The 19,459-nt window shown below is 69.2% G+C and carries 18 protein-coding genes and 1 pseudogene; 9 read left to right on the forward strand and 10 right to left on the reverse strand.

The features are described 5' to 3' along the window. The first annotated feature begins 4 nt into the window (after positions 1 to 4). From thiS to A605_RS09080, 3 genes are read left to right on the forward strand one after another with little or no spacing between them, the layout of a single operon-like run. Complete coding sequence (gene thiS / locus A605_RS09070) at positions 5 to 199, forward strand: sulfur carrier protein ThiS (RefSeq protein WP_015401209.1); 195 nt, start codon at positions 5 to 7, stop codon at positions 197 to 199. 3 nt (positions 200 to 202) lie between these two features. After that, positions 203 to 988, forward strand: coding sequence for a thiazole synthase (locus A605_RS09075; protein WP_015401210.1), 786 nt, complete (start codon positions 203 to 205; stop codon positions 986 to 988). Further along, positions 988 to 2,091, forward strand: a complete 1,104-nt coding sequence (locus A605_RS09080; RefSeq protein ID WP_015401211.1) for a ThiF family adenylyltransferase — start codon at positions 988 to 990, stop codon at positions 2,089 to 2,091. Before A605_RS09075 ends, A605_RS09080 begins: the two co-directional genes overlap by 1 nt. Before the next feature lie 1,073 nt (positions 2,092 to 3,164). On the opposite strand, the gene A605_RS09085 is transcribed toward A605_RS09080, so the two are convergent. Further along, complete coding sequence (locus tag A605_RS09085) at positions 3,165 to 5,495, reverse strand: Tex family protein (protein WP_015401212.1); 2,331 nt, start codon at positions 5,493 to 5,495, stop codon at positions 3,165 to 3,167. Positions 5,496 to 5,595: 100 nt separating this feature from the next. Here A605_RS09085 and A605_RS15950 point away from each other — a divergent pair, with 100 nt between their 5' ends. Both A605_RS15950 and A605_RS09090 read left to right on the forward strand, forming a co-directional pair. Continuing rightward, positions 5,596 to 5,718, forward strand: a complete 123-nt coding sequence (locus A605_RS15950) for a hypothetical protein (RefSeq protein ID WP_280109774.1) — start codon at positions 5,596 to 5,598, stop codon at positions 5,716 to 5,718. 133 nt (positions 5,719 to 5,851) lie between these two features. After that, positions 5,852 to 7,417, forward strand: coding sequence for an alkaline phosphatase D family protein (locus A605_RS09090; RefSeq protein WP_015401213.1), 1,566 nt, complete (start codon positions 5,852 to 5,854; stop codon positions 7,415 to 7,417). A gap of 9 nt (positions 7,418 to 7,426) precedes the next feature. Here A605_RS09090 and A605_RS09095 read toward each other — a convergent pair whose 3' ends face one another. The 3 genes from A605_RS09095 to trmD all read right to left on the reverse strand — a co-directional run bounded on the left by A605_RS09095 (position 7,427) and on the right by trmD (position 9,117). Beyond that, entirely contained in the window at positions 7,427 to 7,753 is a 327-nt protein-coding gene (locus A605_RS09095; RefSeq protein WP_015401214.1) for an MmcQ/YjbR family DNA-binding protein, read from the reverse strand. A 6-nt stretch (positions 7,754 to 7,759) separates the two neighbouring features. Continuing rightward, positions 7,760 to 8,131, reverse strand: coding sequence for a hypothetical protein (locus tag A605_RS09100; RefSeq protein WP_015401215.1), 372 nt, complete (start codon positions 8,129 to 8,131; stop codon positions 7,760 to 7,762). Between the two features lie 92 nt (positions 8,132 to 8,223). Next, the gene (trmD, locus tag A605_RS09105) at positions 8,224 to 9,117 is read right to left on the reverse strand and encodes a tRNA (guanosine(37)-N1)-methyltransferase TrmD (protein WP_042440425.1); all 894 of its coding nucleotides are present in this window, start codon (positions 9,115 to 9,117) and stop codon (positions 8,224 to 8,226) included. A 78-nt stretch (positions 9,118 to 9,195) separates the two neighbouring features. Between trmD and A605_RS15855 the strand changes: the two genes are divergently transcribed. Further along, a complete protein-coding gene (locus A605_RS15855; RefSeq protein ID WP_015401217.1) occupies positions 9,196 to 9,852 on the forward strand; it encodes a DUF4232 domain-containing protein in 657 nt (218 codons plus the stop codon). Positions 9,853 to 9,892: 40 nt separating this feature from the next. Here the strand turns inward: A605_RS15855 and rimM are convergent, their stop codons facing one another. Then, positions 9,893 to 10,396, reverse strand: a complete 504-nt coding sequence (gene rimM / locus A605_RS09115; protein WP_015401218.1) for a ribosome maturation factor RimM — start codon at positions 10,394 to 10,396, stop codon at positions 9,893 to 9,895. Between the two features lie 204 nt (positions 10,397 to 10,600). Here rimM and A605_RS16050 point away from each other — a divergent pair. From A605_RS16050 to A605_RS09125, 3 genes and pseudogenes are all read left to right on the forward strand, one after another. Next, positions 10,601 to 10,927, forward strand: a pseudogene (locus A605_RS16050) (cupin domain-containing protein); the annotation flags it as partial. 160 nt (positions 10,928 to 11,087) lie between these two features. Then, positions 11,088 to 12,080: a cation diffusion facilitator family transporter gene (locus A605_RS09120; protein WP_015401219.1), complete on the forward strand. Its 993-nt coding sequence runs from the start codon at positions 11,088 to 11,090 to the stop codon at positions 12,078 to 12,080. Between the two features lie 89 nt (positions 12,081 to 12,169). After that, positions 12,170 to 12,601 carry a DUF6098 family protein gene (locus A605_RS09125; protein ID WP_015401220.1) on the forward strand — a complete coding sequence of 144 codons (432 nt, stop codon included), beginning with the start codon at positions 12,170 to 12,172 and terminating at the stop codon, positions 12,599 to 12,601. Positions 12,602 to 12,739: 138 nt separating this feature from the next. On the opposite strand, the gene rpsP is transcribed toward A605_RS09125, so the two are convergent. The 5 genes from rpsP to A605_RS09150 form a co-directional block, all read right to left on the reverse strand. Further along, positions 12,740 to 13,213, reverse strand: a complete 474-nt coding sequence (gene rpsP, locus A605_RS09130) for a 30S ribosomal protein S16 (RefSeq protein WP_015401221.1) — start codon at positions 13,211 to 13,213, stop codon at positions 12,740 to 12,742. A 342-nt stretch (positions 13,214 to 13,555) separates the two neighbouring features. Then, positions 13,556 to 15,211, reverse strand: coding sequence for a signal recognition particle protein (ffh, locus tag A605_RS09135; protein ID WP_027004102.1), 1,656 nt, complete (start codon positions 15,209 to 15,211; stop codon positions 13,556 to 13,558). Positions 15,212 to 15,264: 53 nt separating this feature from the next. Continuing rightward, on the reverse strand, positions 15,265 to 17,412 hold the full coding sequence (locus A605_RS09140) for a [protein-PII] uridylyltransferase (RefSeq protein ID WP_081602113.1): 2,148 nt from the start codon (positions 17,410 to 17,412) through the stop codon (positions 15,265 to 15,267). Further along, positions 17,399 to 17,737, reverse strand: coding sequence for a P-II family nitrogen regulator (locus A605_RS09145; protein ID WP_015401224.1), 339 nt, complete (start codon positions 17,735 to 17,737; stop codon positions 17,399 to 17,401). The genes A605_RS09140 and A605_RS09145 overlap by 14 nt, the downstream gene beginning before the upstream one ends. Before the next feature lie 5 nt (positions 17,738 to 17,742). After that, positions 17,743 to 19,188: an ammonium transporter gene (locus tag A605_RS09150; protein WP_015401225.1), complete on the reverse strand. Its 1,446-nt coding sequence runs from the start codon at positions 19,186 to 19,188 to the stop codon at positions 17,743 to 17,745. Positions 19,189 to 19,459: the final 271 nt, after the last annotated feature.

Raw genomic sequence — 19,459 nt, forward strand, 5'->3', positions numbered from 1 at the left:
GACCATGCACTACACCGTCAACGGCGAGTCCCGCACGGGCGGGCCACTGAGCATCACCGAGCTCGTCGCCGGAGTCGTCGGCAGTGAACCCGGCGTGGCCGTGGCCGTCAACGAGACCGTCGTCCCCCGCTCCGGCTGGGATCGCCGGGTTGCCGACGGCGACGTGATCGACATCCTCACCGCCGTTCAGGGAGGCTAGATCGTGCTCACCATCGCCGACCGCGACTTCGACTCCCACCTGGTCATGGGCACCGGCGGGGCCACCTCGCACACCATCCTGGAGGAGTCCCTGATCGCCAGTGGTACCCAGCTGACCACCGTCGCCATGCGCCGCCACGCCACCGGCACACAGTCCTCGGGCGAGTCCGTCTTCGGGCTGCTCACCCGCCTCGGCATCGACCTGCTGCCCAACACCGCCGGCTGCCGCACCGCGCGCGATGCCGTGATCACCGCCCGGCTCGCCCGCGAGGCGCTGGGCACGGACTGGGTGAAGGTCGAGGTCATCGCCGACGAACACACCCTGCTGCCCGACACCACCGAACTGCTCGACGCCTGCGAGCGGCTGGTCGCCGACGGTTTCACGGTCCTGGCCTACACCTCCGACGACCCCATCGTGGCCACCCGCCTCGAGGACGTCGGCGTCGCCGCCGTCATGCCGCTCGGCTCCCCCATCGGCACCGGCCTGGGTATCCTCAACCCGCACAACATCGAACTGATCTGCTCGCGGGCCTCCGTCCCGGTGCTTCTCGACGCCGGCGTGGGCACCGCCTCCGACGCCGCACTCGCGATGGAGCTCGGCTGCGACGGGGTGCTGCTGGCCTCCGCGATCAACCGCTGTCAGGATCCGGTGGCTATGGCGCGCGCCATGCGGCACGCCGTGGAAGCCGGCCGCCTGGCGCGCGAGGCCGGGCGCATCCCGAGGCGCGAGCACGCCGTGGCCTCCTCCAGCTTCGAGGGCCTGGCCAGCTGGGCCGACCAGGTGCTGTGATGACGGAACTGTCCGATCTGGAAATGCGGCGCATCGCCCGCCAGCTGGCCCTGCCCGGCTTCGGGATCGAGCAGCAGGAGCGGTTGGCGGATGCCCGCGTACTGGTCATCGGTGGCGGTGGGCTGGGCTGCCCGGCGATGCAGTCGCTGGCATCCGTCGGTGTCGGGCACATCACCGTCATCGATGACGACACCGTCGACATCACCAATATCCACCGCCAGATCCTCTTCGGCGCCGAAGACGAGGGACGGCCCAAGGTCGAGGTCGTCGCCGGGCGGCTGCGCGCCCTGCAACCGGGCATCAGGGTCACCGCGCTGCGGGAGAGAATCACCGTGGACAATGCGGTGGAGCTGCTCGGGCAGGCCGATCTGGTCCTCGACGGCTCGGACACCTTCGCCACCAAGTACCTGGTGGCCGACGCCGCCGAGATCACCGGCACTCCCCTGGTCTGGGGCACCGTGCTGCGCTTCCGCGGCGACGCCGCCCTGTGGTGGTCCGGGCCCGGCGCGCCGTCAGACGGTGTCGGACTGCGGGATCTGTTCCCCGAGCAGCCCGACGCCGATTCGGTGCCCGACTGCGCCACCGCCGGCGTGCTCGGGGTGACCACCGCGGTCGTCGGCGGCCTGATGGCCACCGAGGCGGTCAAGCACCTCGCAGGTATCGGCGAGTCCGTGCCCGGCAGGCTGCTGAGCTACGGCGCGTTGTCTTCTTCAATGCGCTCGTTCGCGGTGGCCCGGGACCCGGGGCGGGAGCCGGTGCGTGAGCTCGACGGGGACTACGGCGCGGCGGCGTGTGCGGCGCCGTCCGTCCCGCCCGAGGAACTGGAGCTGGTGACGAGCGGCCGGGCGGTCGCCCTCGACGTGCGCGAACCGCACGAGAAGCTGCTGACGGATCTGCCCGTGGACTCCCCCGGTCTGCATCTGCCGATGTCGTGGGTCTCCCCGGGGCGGGTGGATGAGGTACTGGCCGGGGTCGACGGGACCGTCGTGGTCTACTGTGCCTCGGGCATGCGCAGCGCGAGGTTCGTGGATGAGTACTCGGAAAACGCCAGGCGGGCGGGTGTGGAGCTGGTCAGTCTGCCCGGGGGTGTGGACGGATTGTAGGAGTCCGGTCTCGATCTGCCGCGACATCAGTTGGGCCTGGCCCCCGATATGATGGCGGCCGTGTTGGCCGCGCGCATCAGAAATAGCCGCCCTCCGGAGCAGGACCGGTCCGTTGATCAACCTCTGGACGGCACTGTTCTGCCTGCTGATGGCCGTGCTGAGGGATCGGTGTAGGCGGTCAGCCTGGACTCGATCGTTCCAGGGTGCCAACTCGAGGGCAGCCGCCGCTACGAGTCGGGGACGGCGTTGTGGGTGCTACTGGTACTGGTTCACTGGGTGGTGCTGACGGGCATCCTCGTTGCCGTGGTGCTACGTGACTGGCACCGGGAAGACACGGGCCGGCGACTGTCTGCCCACCGGCCGGGCACCCGGTCCCACACGCGTGGGTCCACTGCTGTTACAGAGCTTAGAAGATGAAGATCAGCAGGGCGATGATTGCCAAGATTCCGACGATAGTCCAAATTAGTCCGCTTCCGCGCATGTCATCCTCCTTTCGTTTTTCGCGATTCTAACAGCAATCTTCGTGCTGTTGTGGGCGGTGAACTGGCTCATCGGAAGTCCACATCGTCTGCGGCAACTACCGCACCCACAACATCACGGGGATCGTTCGAGGGGAGGACCGTCGTCCACGATTCAAGGGGTCTTTCCCGCCGACATACTCATCGCGGCTCAACCAGGTCAAACCCTTGTCCGCGGAAACCACCCGGGAGCCACCGCGGCGCAGTGTTCAGTGGGGCGCGTGGTCCGTAAAGACGGGCCCATGCGAATCAGGGGCACCAGAAATGGGACAGTTCACCACCGAGGCAGCGGCACCTTCTGAGCTCTAGTCGGCCGTCAGCCCGCGAACCTGGGCCACAGCGATACAGACCACGGCGACGAGTACTACCGCCAACAGGCCCGACAGCTCAACCTCCGTCATCTCGATTTCACTGCTCGGCTAAAAACGCCAGGAGGGCGATCAGCCCCGTGGTTCCGTCAAGCCCCCGAAAAGCATCCAGGTGTACTTGTTCCCCAGGTTGGGGATGTTCAGACCGCCGGAGTGGATGATCGGCGGAAGAGTGCGCAGCTGCGCACTATTTCCCGAAACCGGCCCGCTTGAGAGCGTCCGCCATGGATCCGGCCGCGCCGCCGGTCTCGGCTTTGCGACGCCCGCCCTGGCCGTTGCGCTGCTGGCCTCCACCGCGCTGACCCCCGCCACGCTGACCGCCACGACCACCGTTGTTGCCGCCCTTCTCCCGGCGTGGTTTCTTCGCCGGCTGGCCGGGCTCGTCATTCAGCCGCAGGGACAGGCCGATGCGCTGGCGCTCGACGTCGACCTCCATGACCTTGACCTTGACCACCTGGCCGGAGCGGACAACCTCGTGCGGGTCGGAGACGAATTTCTCACTCATGGCGGAGACATGCACCAGGCCGTCCTGGTGGACGCCGATGTCGACGAACGCCCCGAAGGCCGCGACATTGGTGACAGTGCCCTCAAGGATCATGCCCGGGGTGAGGTCGGAGACCTTTTCCACCCCCTCCTTGAAGGTGGCGGTCTTGAACTCGGGACGCGGGTCGCGGCCGGGCTTGTCCAGCTCTGCGATGATGTCGGTGACCGTCGGCACGCCGAAAATCTCGTCGGCGAAGTCCTCCGGCTTCAGACCGCTGAGCACCCGCGTGTTGCCGACGAGATCGGACACGTCCAGGCCGGTGGCCTCGGTGATGCGGCGGACCACCGGGTAGGACTCGGGGTGGACCGCGGAAGCGTCGAGGGGATCGGTGCCGCCGGTGATGCGCAGGAAGCCGGCGCACTGCTCAAAAGCCTTCGGGCCCAGGCGCGGCACCTTCTTCAGGTCTTTACGGGAGGCGAAGGAGCCGTTCTCGTTGCGGTGGGTGACGATATTCTTCGCCAGCGTCCCGGTGACACCGGCTACCCGCTCGAGCAGCGGGACCGATGCCGTGTTGAGGTCCACGCCGACGGCGTTGACGGCGTCCTCGACCACGGCGTCGAGGGTTCTGGCCAGCTGGTTCTGGTTGACATCGTGCTGGTACTGGCCCACACCGATGGCCTTGGGGTCGATCTTGACCAGCTCGGCCAGCGGGTCCTGCAGGCGGCGGGCGATGGAGACCGCCCCACGCAGGCTCACGTCCATCCCAGGGAATTCCTGAGCCGCGATCTCGCTGGCCGAGTACACCGAGGCGCCGGACTCGGAGACCACGACCGGGGTGGGACGGGTCCCGCCGGCGGCCTTGATCAGGTCGGCGACCTCATGGCCGAGTTTCTCGGTCTCCCGCGAGGCGGTGCCGTTGCCGACGGCCAGCAGGTCCACGCCGTGGGTGGCGCACAGGCCCGCCAGCTCCTGCTTGGCGGCGTCCCAGCGGTTCTGCGGCTGGTGCGGGTAGACGATCGTGGTGGCCAGCACCTTGCCGGTGGGGTCGACGACCGCGCACTTGACGCCGTTGCGGAAACCGGGGTCCAGGCCCAGGGTCGCGCGCTGCCCGGCGGGCGCGGCGAGCAGGACGTCGCGCAGGTTGGTGGCGAAGATGTCGAGCGCACCCTCCTCGGCCTTCTCCTTCAGGCGCATACGCACGTCCAGACCGGAGGAGATGACCAGCTTGGTGCGCCAGCCCCAGTGCACGGCGTCGGCCAGCCAGCGCGAGGTCTTCGTGTCCAGGTCGAAACGGTCGGCGATCAGTCCCTCGTAGAGGGCGTCGTCGCCGGCGTCGAGGTTGAGGTGGAGCACGCCCTCCTTCTCCCCGCGCAGCAGTGCGAGGATGCGGTGGCTGGGCAGCGTGGTGAACGGCTCGGAGAAGGAGAAGTAGTCCTTGAACTTCGCCCCCTCTGCCTCCTTGCCCTCGATGACGCTCGCGCCCATCGTGCCGCGGGTGTACATCTGCTCACGCACCTCGCCGACCAGATCGGCGTCGAGGGAGAAGCGGTCGATGAGGATGGTGCGCGCGCCGTCGAGCGCCTTCTTCACGTCCTCGAAGCCCTCGGTCACATACGCCGCGGCGAGCTCCTCCGGCGAGGCCGACGGATCGTCGACAAGCGCCTGCGTCAGCGGCTCGAGGCCGGCCTCGCGGGCGATGTCGGCCTTGGTCTTGCGGCGCTTCTTGAACGGCAGGTACAGGTCCTCAAGGCGGGCCTTGGTCTCGCACGCCTCGATGAGCGCGCGCAGGTTGTCCGTGAGCTTGCCCTGCTCCTCGATCGCCGCCAGGATCACCTGTTTGCGGTCCTCGAGTTCCCGCAGGTAGGTGCTACGTTCCTCGATGGTGCGCAGCTGGGTGTCATCCAGTCCCCCGGTGACCTCCTTGCGGTAACGGGCGATGAAGGGGACGGTGTTGCCCTCATCCAGCAGTTTCAGGGCGGCGGCGACCTGGTCCTCGCGCACCCCGAGTTCACGGGCGATCGTGGCGGAAATCATTCCTGTGAGTCTAGCGGAGCCCATCCTCAAAAGGCCGACGGGGAAAAGCTGCCCGGGATAAGTTTCTCGACGACCCGCTCTTCGACCGAAAGTCTCTCTCATGGACCCTCTCACCCACATCTTCACCGCCTACGCCGAGTTCACCCTGGCAGCCTTCCAGTTCCTGCTCACCCTCGGCATCCCCGAGCACACCCTGGAGATGCTCATCGCGCAGTACCTGTAGCCGCGGGACCATGCGGCCACCTGAAGTTCACGGGACAGCAAGGCCGTGGCGGTTCCCCCTTAACCTGCCGGCCCTAGCCTCGGTGCGTCCATAAGACCTGGGTGGAACCCAGATTCCCTGGAAGGAAGCATCGATGCCGTTCAATCGCCGTTCTTTTCTCACTGCCGCCGGACTCGCCGGAGCAGGAGCTCTGTTTGCCCCCACGGCCCGGGCACTGAGCTCGTCGAGCAGCCTCAGCAGCCTCAGCTCCTCAAACGGACTGCTGGTCCCCGACCGCCCCACCCTGACCCACGGCGTGGCCACCGGTGACGTGCGCCCCGACGGTGCCCTGCTGTGGACCCGGACGGACCGCCCGGCGCGCCTGTACGTCGAGACCGCCGCCACCGAGCAATTCAACAACTCCCTCACCTTCCGCGGCGATGTGCTCACCCCCGACTCCGGCGGCACGGGCAAGCTGCGTCTGACCGGGCTGGAGCCGGGTCAGCAGATCCACTACCGGGTCCACGTCGAGGACCTTCACACCGGGTTACTCTCCGAGCCGATCGGCGGCACATTCCGCACTGCCCCGGCGAACCGGCGGGACATCCGCTTCCACTGGTCGGCGGACGTGGCGGGGCAGGGCTACGGCATCAACCCGGAGATCGGCGGCATGACCGGCTGGGCCACCATAGCCTCCCGCAATCCGGACTTCTTCCTCCACTCCGGCGACACCATCTACGCCGACAACCCGATCGAGGAGACCGTCGTCCTGGAGGACGGCCGCATCTGGCGCAACGTCACCACCGAGGCCAAGAGTCGCGTGGCCCAGAGCCTCGACGACTACCGCGGCAACTACGCCTACAACCTTCTCGACGACAACTACCGCGCCTTCAACTCCCAGGTGCCGTCGATCGTGCAGTGGGACGACCACGAGACCGTGAACAACTGGTACCCGGGTGAGACCCTGGACCTTCCGGAGTACAACGAGACCAGCGCCGATGTACTGGCCGCCCGGGCTTTCCAGGCCTTCCACGAGTGGCAGCCGGTGGATCCGACCATGGCGGTCGACGGGCGCATCTACCGGAAGATCTCCTACGGTCCGCTGCTGGACATCTTCATCCTGGACATGCGCTCCTACAAGGACCCCAACCCGCTCAACTACCGCGGCACCGACTCCGACGGCCACGTTCTCGGCGCGGAGCAGGAGAAGTGGCTGATCGACTCCGTCACCGCCTCGACCGCCACGTGGAAGATCATCGCCAACGACCTGCCGCTGGGCATCATCGTCCCCGACGGCGAGCACCAGGAGGGTGTGGCCGACGGCGGCCCCGGCGCGCCCGCCGGCCGCGAGGTGGAGCTGGCCCGGGTGCTGCGCGGCATCCGGGAGGTGCGCAACGTGGTGTGGCTGACCGGCGACGTCCACTACACCGCCGCGCACCACTACCACCCGGAGCGCGCCGCGTTCCAGGACTTCTCCCCGTTCTGGGAATTCGTCTCCGGCCCGCTCAACGCCGGTGGCTTCGGCCCCAACGACATGGACTCCACCTTCGGCCCCGAGGTGGTCTACTACCACGGCCCGGATCACGCGAACCAGTCCCCGCTGGACGATATCCAGCACTTCGGCGAGGTGGACATCAACGGCGAGACCCGGGAGCTGACCGTGCGCCTGCTGACCACCCGCGGGACGGAGCTGTTCACCCAGGTGCTGCCGGCGCAGTAGCCCGCCCCGCTACGGCCGCGACCGCTTCGGTGCCCGGGTCTTCCAGGCCTCGGCGAGAAATTCAGCGGGCTCCCCGTCATCCACCCGGTCGAGCCGGACCGGCACGCTGGCGTGGCCGCGGTAGTGGTCGGTGGGGAAGAGCTTCTCCGGCCCGGAGCGCAGCAGGATCTTCTTGTCCTCGGGATCCGGCCGCCCGCAGACGAGAACCCCGGGTTCCTCGTGGGGGCGGGCGAAGATCCTGCCCGCCGCGTGGAAGCCCGGGGTGCCGTAGAAGGTCTTCTCGGTCACCTCCGGCGGACGGGTGGCCGCCCGGCGGACGCGGCCCTCACCGTCCATGACCGGTCATCCGTCATGCTGCCAGGCGCAGGAGGCGGAGACACCCGGTTCGGTGTGGCCCTCGTGGGAGGTCCCGTACCAGTACGCGCCCGCAGGGAGCGCGGCGGTCACGGCCTTCGTGGCCTCCCGCAGGTCCAGATCCGAGGAACCGTTGACCACCACGCGGTGGAGGACCTCCACGCTCGGCGCATGCCCTTCGGTCTGAGCGAACTGGGCCACCAGCATATTGTCGGGCTCGCAGGTCAGATCCACGATCTGCGAGTGAACGGACTGTGCCTCGTAGCCGGAATCGGCGAGCTTGGCCGGCATCGCCTCCGCCACGTCGTCCCACTCGGAGGGGCGGATGAGCAGGTTCAGGTCGGTCGAGATCTCGCGCATGGTCTACTCCTCTCGCGATGGTATCCGGTCGGTGCGTATGTTCCCCACGATACGCCCTGCATCCGGCGTGTTCCTGATCCCGAACTCCCCGGTCATTCCCCTTCCAGAGCCTCCCGGTCGCGCCCGCTCAGCTCTACCTGCTCCAGCAGCTCCGGCCGCACCGCCCGCGTGCGCTTGAGCGCCTGATCGCGACGCCAGCGGTCGACGCGCGCGTGGTTGCCGGAGAACAGCACCTCCGGTACCTCGAGATCACGCCACACCCGGGGCTTGGTGTAGCTGGGCCCCTCGAGCAGCCCGTCGGAGAAGCTGTCCTCCTCGTGCGAGCGTCGGTTGCCCAGCACCCCGGGGATCAGGCGGACGACGGCCTCGGCGATGACCAGCACCGCCACCTCCCCGCCGATGAGCACGTAGTCGCCGATGGAGACCTCGCGCACCCGGTAGCGGTTCGCGGCATCATCGATGACGCGCTGGTCGATGCCCTCGTACCGCCCGCAGGCGAAGACGATGTGGCTCTCCTTCGACCACTCCTGTGCGTCGGACTGGGTGAAGGGTTTGCCTGCCGGGGTGGGCACGAGCAGCAGCGGTTTGCCGGCGTCCGCCCCCGGCTGCTTATCGACGCCGTCGTCGATGCCCTCGCTGCCGGTCAGGTCGTCGTGGCGTGGCTTGTGCAGATGCGGCAACGAGCTGGTCAGCTCCGCGGTACGCGTGGCCGCGCCGGTGCCCGCGGCGACGTCGTCCAGCGCCGGGCCCCACACGGTGGGCTTCATGACCATGCCCGGCCCGCCGCCGTAGGGGGTGTCGTCGACGGACTTGTGGACGTCGGTGGCCCAGGCGCGCAGGTCGTGCACGCCGACGGACAGGATCCCCTGTTCGATGGCCTTGCCCAGCAGCGCGTGGCGCAGGGGCTCGAGGTACTCGGGGAAAATGGTGACCACATCCAGGCGCAGGCCGGGGGTCGGGTTTTCGGCGGTGCTCACGGCAGTCAGCGTAGCAAGTGACCGACCGGGTTCCGCCCGGCAGGCGACCGGGCGACAGCCGGCCTGCCCGCGGTCTACCGTGGGGCCATGAGCCCGATCGCACTCATCCCACGCCGAATCCCGCTGCTCCTCGGGGCCGGGGGCGCCCTCGCGGTTCTCACTGCCTGTGGGCAGGCCGATCCCGCGCCCCCGCCACCGGAGACGGTCACCGAAACCGCCACGACGACGGCCGCGCCGGTGCAGGAAGCCGGGGCCACGGATACCTCGGACACCACGGACACCCGGGCGGACGGCGCTGAGTCTCCCCCTCCTCCCGGCGCCTGCCACACGGACGGGCTGGACATCTCGCTGGTGGCGCAGCAGGGGGCGGCCGGCAGCGTCATCCACACCCTGGGTTTCACCAACACCACCGACGCCCCCTGCGAGCTGACCGGCTTTCCCGGAGTGAGTCTCGTGGGATACGGGGACGGCACCCAGATCGGGGCCGCGGCCGTGCGGGAGGCGCGGCGGGAACCGCAGCCGGTCTCCCTCGCCCCCGGCGGGACGGCGCACGCCGACGTGCGGACCAGCCGCGCGGAAATCCATGATCCCGCGGCCTGCGGCGGGGTCGTGCCGGCCGACGGGCTGCGGATCTACCCGCCGGGCAACACCGCGGCCGCCTTCCTCCCGGTTGAAGGCATGACCGGCTGCAGCTCCGGGGAGGTGGAACTGCTCACCGTGCGACCGGTGACCCCGGCCGCGTGATGACACCCGCCTGAGCGGTACCCGCGGGCGCCGACACGCGTCACAGCTCGAGCAGCCCCTCGGGCGGGGTGATGGTGCAGGTGCCGGCCTCGAGGTCGACCTCGGGGACGATGTCGTGGACGAAGGGGATGAGCGTTTCCTTGCCGCCACTCAGCTCGACCTCGAGGATCTCGCCGGCGGGGCCGTGGATGACGCCGGTGACCTCGCCGATGTCGTCGCCGTCGTGGATGACGCGCAGGCCCTCGAGCTCGTGGTCGTAGAAGCCGTCGTCGTCCCCGTCGCTCTCGAGCGGGGCAGCGAAGAAACGGACCCCGCGCAGGGAGTCGGCGGCGGTGCGGTCGGGCACCTCCTCGAACTTGATGAGCAGCCGGTTCTGGTGGGGGCGCACGGTGGCGACGGTCAGCTCGTGTTCCCTGCCACCCTGCCGACCGTCGAGGACCTCGCCGACGGCGAAGCGGATCCCGGGTTCGTCGGTGGTGGGTTCGACGACGACCTCGCCACGGATGCCGTGGGACTTGATCACGCGTCCGATCATCAATTCCATGGGTCCCGAGCTTATCGGAGGACGCGTCCCGCCCTGCAGGGCAGGGGAACTTTCCGGGACGCCACTCCGGGCGGCGGATAGGCTCGGGGTGGCCAGCACAGATCCGCCAGCCGAGGAGTACGCATGCCGGAGCACCCGCAGTCCCCCGTCCCCGTCGACACCCCCGAGGGCTTCGGGGAGGCGGGGATCCGCGGCTCCGGCCCGATGACGGTCCTGCCGCTCACGGAGCTCTCCCCCACCCCGGACCCGAGGCGCCCGCGCCCGGCCGTCGCGCGCCTGCTGCAGGGTGACGGCGCGAACCTCATCACCTTCACCTTCGCCCCGGGCCAGAACCTGCCCGACCACCGGGCGGCCCACCCGATCACGGTCCAGTGCGTCTCCGGCACCCTCGACTTCGGCTGCGGCGGCGAGACCGCGCGTCTGGCTCCGGGAACGGTGATCCACCTGCGCGAGCATGTCGTCCACCGCGTGGACTGCCCCGCCGACGCACCGGACGAGGCGAACGTGCTGCTGTTGACGATGCTCACCGGGGGGGGGGCGCCACCAGGGCCGGGAAGCGTAGGAAGCGCGGGCGTCCGAGGGGAATCCGCGGTCATCGCCGCCGCTCACGCCGATACTGGTGCGCTGATGCGCGGAAACTGGCAGATTTGGGGGAAGACATATTGCCTTTCCCTTGGAAGAGGTGACGTTGATGGCACTGGGAGCGGTACAGCGCGAGGAGATGCCGGAGACTCAGCAGCGGGCGCTCAAACGCGCGACGATCCTGATGTGGGTGACCGTCGCCTATCTGGTCGTCGACACCGTCATTCTGTTCCTGATCAAGGGCAACTCGCAGGCCATGCAGGCCGCGTGGGTGCAGGATCTGCTGGCGTTGATCCCCCCACTGGCGTTTCTCATCGGCACCCGTGTCCTCTCCCGCCGGGCGAGCAAGGACCATCCGTACGGATTCCACCAGTCCATGGATACCGCGCACTTCGTGTCCGCGATGGCGCTGCTGGCGTTCGGTGGTTTCCTGCTCGGCCAGTCGGTCATGTCCCTGGTCACGGCCGAACGTCCCGGAATCGGCCTGATGGTGATCTTCGGTCTCGAGATCTGGCACGGCTGGGTGATGATCGGCTTCATGTTCCTGGGTACCTTCCCGCCGTTGATTCTCGGCCGGATGAAGATCGGGCCGGCCAAACAGCTGCACAACAAGGTCCTGTTCACGGACAGCAAGATGAACAAGGCCGACTGGCTGTCGTCCCTGGCGACCATCCTCGGTGTCACCGGAATCGGCCTCGGTATCTGGTGGGCGGACGCGGTGGCCGCGATCATCATCTCACTCGACATCCTCTGGGACGGGATCCAGAACATGAAGGCCTCACTCGATTCGCTCGTCGACGCCATCCCCCGCAAGCTCGACAGCAGGGAACCGCATCCGCTGCCGGCCCGGCTCAACCGCATCCTCCTCGACCTTCCGTGGGTGAAGGAGGCCGGGTGCCGGGTCCGCGAGGAGGGGCAGGTCTTCCACATCGAGGCCTTCGTGGTCCCCGGGGATCCCGATTCCACCCCCATCGAGCAGCTGATCGACGCGCGCGAGAAATGCCGGGAGCTGGACTGGAAGATTCTCGACGTCGTCGTGGTTCCCGTCGACGAATTGTCCCCGCTGCTGAATACCGATACCCGGGTCCCCGCCGACGACTGACTGCCGACGACCACCTGCAGCCGGTTTCCCTCCGGTACCTTATAAAGAAACCCTTATCGTTGGGGACGAACCGGAGGAGGTGAACCCGGGTGGCGGAGCAACTGAAGACCCTGAATCATCTGGCGGATCTGGAGGAGATGGCCGCCTCGGAGCCCGGCCTGCACGTCCGTTACTCCGAGGGGCCGGACAATGACGCCTCGGGCGGCAGCACCGACACGGAGAGCGGCCTGGAACTTCCCGGCCTGTCGGTCAATCCGCTGAACCCCGAGTCCTGGTGGACCCGCCCGCTCGGGGACTGGATCGCCCGTCAGCTGTGCCAGTACAAGCACCTCCAGGAGAAGAACCCCGAGCGCTTCGCCTGGGTGCTGCGTGGGAGACAGGTCGGGCGCGGGCCCGACTGCGAACCGCTGCTGGTCGACATCTCCCCCATCGCCCGCCTGTCCCCGGCGCTGCTCGCCGAGGCCGAACGCCGTTACCGGGAGAACTTCGACGCCGGACAGGGGCCGGAGGACGGCTGCTGACAGCGCGATGTCGGGCGCCCACAGCAGCTCCCGCACACAGAAACGCCGACACCGCACCGGCCCCGTTTCCGGGACTACGGTGCGGTGTCGTCGGTGAAAGGCGCCCGCAGGCGCCTCACGGCGCGGTGGGCGGCAGAATTACTCTGCGGACTCCTCGGCCGGAGCCTCCTCGGAAGCCTCGGCGGCGGCCTTCTCGGTCGCCTCCTTGGCCTCCTTCTCCTCCTTGGCCTTCTTCCGCTTCTCGGTGACGGCCTCGACGGTCGGGCCGTCGTTGGCCTCGGCCAGGGCCTGGTTGAACAGGTCCAGCTTGGACGGCTTCTCGGCGGCGACCTTCAGGGTGCCCTCGGCGCCCTCGAGGCCCTTGGCCTTCTGCCAGTCACCGGTGACCTTCAGCAGGGCGAGAACCGGCTCGGTCGGCTGGGCGCCGACACCCAGCCAGTACTGGGCACGCTCGGAGTCGATCTGGATGAGGGACGGCTCCTGCTTCGGCTCGTAGGTGCCGATGTTCTCGATGACCTTGCCGTCGCGGCGGTTGCGGGCGTCGGCGATGACGACGCGGTAGTGCGGGGTGCGGATCTTGCCGATGCGCTGCAGCTTGATCTTGACAGCCATGGTGGCTCCTTTTTCTGGTCACTGGGCAGTTCAGGCACCCGCCGACGTGTTCCGGCGGGCCGGTTCAACCCTTGGATTTTCCTGCGTGTGACTCAGACCGGCCGACCGGGGTCGGTGGCGGTATGACGCAGGGAGGAAAGTTTTCGCGTGCCGGCCGCGGGCGGTTTCCCGTGCTCCCGGGCGGACAACTCGAACCACTATACCGGCTGCGGGTGCGGATCCGGAAATCCCCCCCTCACCCGCCGGGCCGACGGGGCCATCGCAGGACAAAACCCCGGCCCGCCGCCACACCGGCGACGCGGAACCGGGGTCTCCCGCGCGTGGACATGCCCGAGGGATCGGTTACTTCTTCTTGCCCCGGCGCTTCATGGCCTCGTTGAAGTCGAGGTTGGACAGGTCGAAGTCCTCCATGCCCTTCGGCAGCTGACCACCGCCGCCGGGCGCACCCGGCATCCCCGGCATGCCGCCGCCGGCGCCGCCCATCTGCTCCTGCATCTTCTGCAGCTGCGCCATGTCCGGCATCCCCGGCATCCCACCGGGCATGCCCGGCATCTGCGGGGCGCCGCCCCGACGCTGCTTCGCCGGCTTGCGCTTGCCGCCCTTGCCCTTGCGCCCCTTCGGCTTCTTCTTGGTCGCGGAACGGTTCATGCCGCCGCCCATGCCGAACTGGCCGGCCATCTTGCCCATCATCTTCCGCGCCTCGTAGAAGCGCTCGACAAGCTGGTTGACGTCGGCGACCTCCACGCCCGAGCCGGCGGCGATGCGCTTGCGGCGGGAGGCGTTGAGGATCTTCGGGTTGTCACGCTCGGCGGGGGTCATGCCGCGGATGATGGCCTGGATGCGGTCGAGCTGCTTCTCGTCGACCATGTCGGCCATGTCGTTCATCTGCTTGCCACCGGGCAGCATCTTCAGCAGGTTGCCGACCGGCCCCATCCGCCGGATCATCAGCATCTGGTCGAGGAAGTCCTCGAGGGTCAGCTCGCCGGTGCCGAGCTTCGCGGCCGTGGCCTCGGCCTTCTCCTGGTCGAGGACGCTCTCGGCCTGCTCGATCAGGGAGAGCACGTCACCCATGCCGAGGATGCGGCTGGCCATGCGCTCGGGGTGGAAGACGTCGAAGTCGTCGAGCTTCTCACCGGTGGAGGCGTACATGATCGGCTTGCCGGTGACCTCACGGATCGACAGGGCGGCACCACCGCGGGCGTCGCCGTCGAGCTTGGTGAGCACCACGCCGGTGAAGTCGACGCCGTCGCGGAAGGCCTCGGCCGTCTGCACGGCGTCCTGGCCGATCATCGCGTCGATGACGAACAGCACCTCGTCGGGCTGCACCGCGTCGCGGATGTTGCGGGCCTGGGTCATCAGGGTCTCATCGATGCCGAGGCGACCGGCGGTGTCGATGATGACCACGTCGTGCCGGCTGCGACCGGCCTCCTCGATGCCGCGGCGGGCGACGTCGACGGGGTCGCCGTGGGAGGTGCCCATCTCGTGCCCGTGGGAGTCCAGCGAGGTGCCCGGCTCCGGGGCGAAGGTGGGCACGCCGGCGCGCTCGCCGACGATCTGGAGCTGCTGGACCGCACCCGGGCGCTGGAGGTCACAGGCCACCAGCATCGGGGTGTGGCCCTGCTTGGCCAGGTGCTGGGAGAGCTTGCCGGCCAGGGTGGTCTTGCCGGCGCCCTGGAGGCCCGCGAGCATGATGACCGTCGGCGGGTTCTTCGCCAGATTCAGGCGACGGGTCTCGCCGCCGAGGATCTGGACGAGCTCCTCGTTGACGATCTTGACGACCTGCTGGGCCGGGTTGAGCGCCTCGGAGACCTCCGCACCCGCCGCACGCTCCTTGATGCGCTTGATGAAGCCGCGGACGACCGTGAGCGAGACGTCCGCCTCGAGCAGCGCCAGCCGGATCTCACGGGCGGTGGCGTTGATGTCCGCCTCGGTGAGCTTCCCCTTGCCGCGGAGCCCCTTGAGGGCACCGGTCAAACGGTCGGACAAAGACTCAAACACGTGGACACTCCCTGTTGGTGGTCGAGGCGCGGGGGTTGGATGATTCATCCATGCTAGCCGGTCGCCAGCACCCGGGTCACATCCCTGCCCACCCGGCCGCGGTCGATATCGCCCGTGAGGGCGGCCTGCACGATCATTGTCGCACCCGGCGTCCGCACCGTCAGCCATGAGATCTCCGGAAGCACGCCCATCAGGGCGCCCAGGGCCGCGATCCGGTCGACGGTGCGTACCTCGAGGACGTTGCCGTCCCAGTAGGTGGCCGTCGGCCCCGGGGTGACGGCGGGCAGCATGGAGTGCACGCCGGACTTGTAGGTCTGGATGAAGCTGACCGCGTCCGCCGAGGCGGTCAGCGTCTCGATGGTCGAGCGGGTGTCGAACTCCGCGTGGACCGTGCCGTCCGCCGCACGCGCCACCCTGGCGCCCATGATGTTCCACGCCTTGGCGGCGAAGATCGCGAGCACGCGGACCATCCCGCGCTGATAGTCGCCGCGCCACCACACGGTGACGGTCTCCCCGGACTCGTTGGCGCGCAACCCGATCTCGTCGGGGGCGTGCACGATCGGGCGCACCGGGGCCAGCGCGGTCAGGGCGCGCCGGGCCGCGGCGGCCAGGGTGCGCAGCCCGGCCTCGAGGCGGTGGTTCCACACCCCGGGACCGGTGGATTTCGCGTCCGCCTCGGTGAGCACCTCCAGCAGGTTGACGGTCAGCAGGTCGTAGTGCACGGCGTCGAGAAGCGCGTCCCGGCCGGCCTCGGTGCGGGGGTCGGTGGTGGCGGTGAGCCGCGCGATGGTGGTGTGCTCGGCCACGAGCGTCTGCACGCGCGAGCGGTCGGGCAGGTCGAGCCCGAGGCGGGCGGCCATGCGGGCGACGAACTCGGCGCCGACCTGTTCGTGCGGGCGGCCGTGGCCCTTGCCGATGTCGTGATAGAGGGCGGCGAGCAGCAGCAGGTCGGGACGCGCGACGGCGGTGGTGGCGGCGGCGCAGCGGGCGACGGTGGCCAGGGAGTGCTGGTCGATGGTGTGGATGTGGGTGCGCTCGCGCGGCATCCGGCCACGGATGTGGTCCCACTCGGGCACCAGGCGCGTCCACAGACCGTGGCGGTCGAGGGCGTTGACGACGTCCGGGGTGTGCGCGGGCGAGGACAGCAGGGTGAAGAAGTCGTCGGCGGCCGCCGCGGTCCACACCTCGGGCAGCTCCGGCAGGCCCGCCAGCCGGCACCAGGTGCGGTCGGTGACGGGCAGCCCCGTGCGCGCGGCGGCCGCGGCGACACGCAGCAGCAGCGCCGGGTCCGACAGGTCGGGTTGGCGCGAGAGCGTGATCATCCCGCCGGCGTCGACGACGTCGAGGTCCAGGGGGCGCCGCGGGCTGGGGCGGGTACGGGTGGCCCGGCGCGAGAGCACCCCGCGGGCCGTCGCCAGGCCGTCACCGAGCGCGTCGTCGACGGTGCGCGCGGCCTCGGCCAGCGCGGTGGCCAGTTCGTAACGGTCGTCGAAGCCCAGGCGGAGGGAGACGTCGGCGGCGAACTCGGGGTCGAGCACGTCGCGGCGCCGCCGGGCCTCGACGTGCAGGAGGGTGCGGGCGTCGAGCAGCAGCCGGTGCTCGGCATTCAGCGGGGGCGCGTCGCAGAGGTTGCCGAGCGCCAGTGCCCGCAGCAGCTCGATGTCGCGCAGGCCACCCCGGCCGTGTTTGAGGTCGGGGTGGGTCATGGTGACCACCGAACCCGAGCGGCGCCAGCGGGCGATGGCGGAGTCGACGACCTGTGGGAAGCGGGCCTGCAGTTCGCGGCGCCAGTGGCGCAGGATGAGCGGGCGGGCACGCTCGACGAGTCCGCGGTCCCCGGCGACGTGGTCGAGGTCGAGCAGGGCCAGGGCGGCGGTGGGATCGCCCGAGAGCATGGCCACGCAGTCCTCGGGGGTGCGCACGGCGTGGTCGAGGCGGAGATTGGCGTCCCAGATCGGGTACCACACCGCCTCGACCTGCTCCGGGTCCGGAACCTGCCCCGCCGGGTGCAGCAGGATGAGATCGAGATCCGAGTACGGGGTCATCTCCCCGCGCGCCAGCGACCCCGTCGCCGCCAGGGCCGTGCCGGGCGGCAGATCGAGGGCGGCGAGCATCTCACGGGTCCGCTGCCCCACCTGCCGCCGCAGTCGGGCGGGATCGGGGCCGGGGTGGTGGCCGGTGGCTGAATCAGAGTGCGTCATCGTCACGGTCGCCGGTGCGCACGCGCAGGACGTGCTCGACCGGGGTGACCCAGATCTTGCCGTCGCCGATCTTGCCGGTATAGGCGGCCCGCATCACGGCGTCCACGACGTCCTCGAGGACCTCGTCCTTGATGACCAGCTCGACCTTGACCTTCGGGACGAAGTCGGTGGCGTACTCGGCACCCCGGTAGACCTCGGTGTGTCCGCGCTGCTGCCCGAATCCCTGGATCTCGGTGACGGTCATGCCGTGCACGCCGAGCTGGTCGAGCGCCTCCCGGATGTCGGAGAGGGTGAAGGGCTTCACCACTGCGGTCACGAGTTTCATGTCACTTACTCCTTGGTCTGGTCGGGAAGGTCGGTCCCGGTGTCGGCGGTGGTGTCCGCGGGTCCGTCCGGGCCGGCGGTCGTCGCGGTCAATCCTAGCGCCGGGGTCTCGGCACCTGTGGCGATGAGGTTGCCGCGCCGGATTTCGGGGCCGGTGAGGTCGTAACCGGTTTCGCGGTGCTCGGCCGCGTCGATGCCCTCGGCCTCCTCCTCGCGGGCGATGCGCCAGCCCATCGTGGCCCTGAGCACCAGGGCGATCACGGCGGTGACGGCGGCGGTGAAGATCATGGCGACGACCGCGATGACGATCTGGACGACGAACAGCTGGAGGCCGGCCGTGCCGCCGCCGGTGAGCAGGCCGGCGTCGGTGGCGAGCAGGCCGACACCGACGGTGCCCCACAGGCCCGCGACGAGGTGGACGCCGACGACGTCGAGGGAGTCGTCGTAGCCGAAACGGTATTTCAGGCCGACGCCGAGGCAGGCGAGCCCGCCGCCGACCACGCCGATGAGCAGGGAGGTCAGCGGGGTGAGGTCACCGGCGGCCGGGGTGACGGTGACCAGGCCGGCGACCACGCCGGAGGCCGCGCCCAGCGAGGTGGGACGGCCGTCGCGGAGGCGCTCCACGACCAGCCAGCCGAGCATGGCGGCGGCGGTGGCGGCCGTTGTGTTCAGCCACGCCAGGCCGGCGAGGCCGTCGGCGGCGAAGGCGGAACCGCCGTTAAAGCCGAACCAGCCGAACCACAGCAGGGCGGCACCGAGTATGACCAGCGGCAGGTTGTGCGGGCGCTGCGGGATGTGCGGGAAGCCCTCGCGCCGGCCGACCAGCAGGGCCAGGATGAGCGCGGCGGTGCCGGCGGAGATGTGGACGACTGTGCCGCCGGCGAAGTCGATGGGGGCGATGGTCGCCTCGCCGTCGCTGACGCCGAAGATGCGGGCCGACAGGGACTGCTCGGAGTGTGAGAGCAGGCCGCCGCCCCAGACCATGTGGGCCAGCGGGAAGTAAACCAGCGTGGACCAGGCGGCGGTGAACACCAGCCAGGTGGAGAACTTCACGCGCCCGGCCAGCGCGCCGGAGATCAGTGCGGTGGAAATAACGGCGAAGGTCAGTTGGAAGCTGACGTCGATGACGTTGGCGTAGCCGGAGGAGCCGGCGAGGTAGTTGCCGGCGTCGTCGGTGATCGAGTTCCGCAGGCCGAGGAATTCGAGGGGGTTGGCGACGACTCCCCACAGGGACTGGGTGCCGTAGGACATGGACCAGCCCCACAGCACGTAGACGACGCTGACGACACCAAGGGCGCCGAAGGACATCATCATCATGTTGAGCACGGAGCGCCGGCCGGTCATGCCACCGTAGAACAGTGACAGCGCGGGGGTCATGAGCAGCACCAGGGATGCCGAGATCAGCATCCAGGCGGCGTTGCCCGACGCCTGCACGACTTCATCCGCTGACATTGTGGGCCTCCTTGTGGTGGGTGCCCGGGAGGGAGCGTGCCCTGCCCGGGCGGGGACATGGATGGTCTGCGCTAAAAACTGTCGACCTATTGGTTTGCCGACGAGAATGACTATAGCGCGATAGAAACTATTTCGATAGTGCGACAGATAAAAATCTGCGCCCCCACCCCCTCACCGCCCGTTTCCCCCAGTTCACCGGCGCCACGCCCCTACCCCGCCCCGCAACGGCGACACCGCCCCCGGGAGTGGTTCCCGGGGGCGGTGTCAGAGC

The organism is Corynebacterium halotolerans YIM 70093 = DSM 44683 (assembly GCF_000341345.1).
GTDB lineage: Bacteria > Actinomycetota > Actinomycetes > Mycobacteriales > Mycobacteriaceae > Corynebacterium > Corynebacterium halotolerans.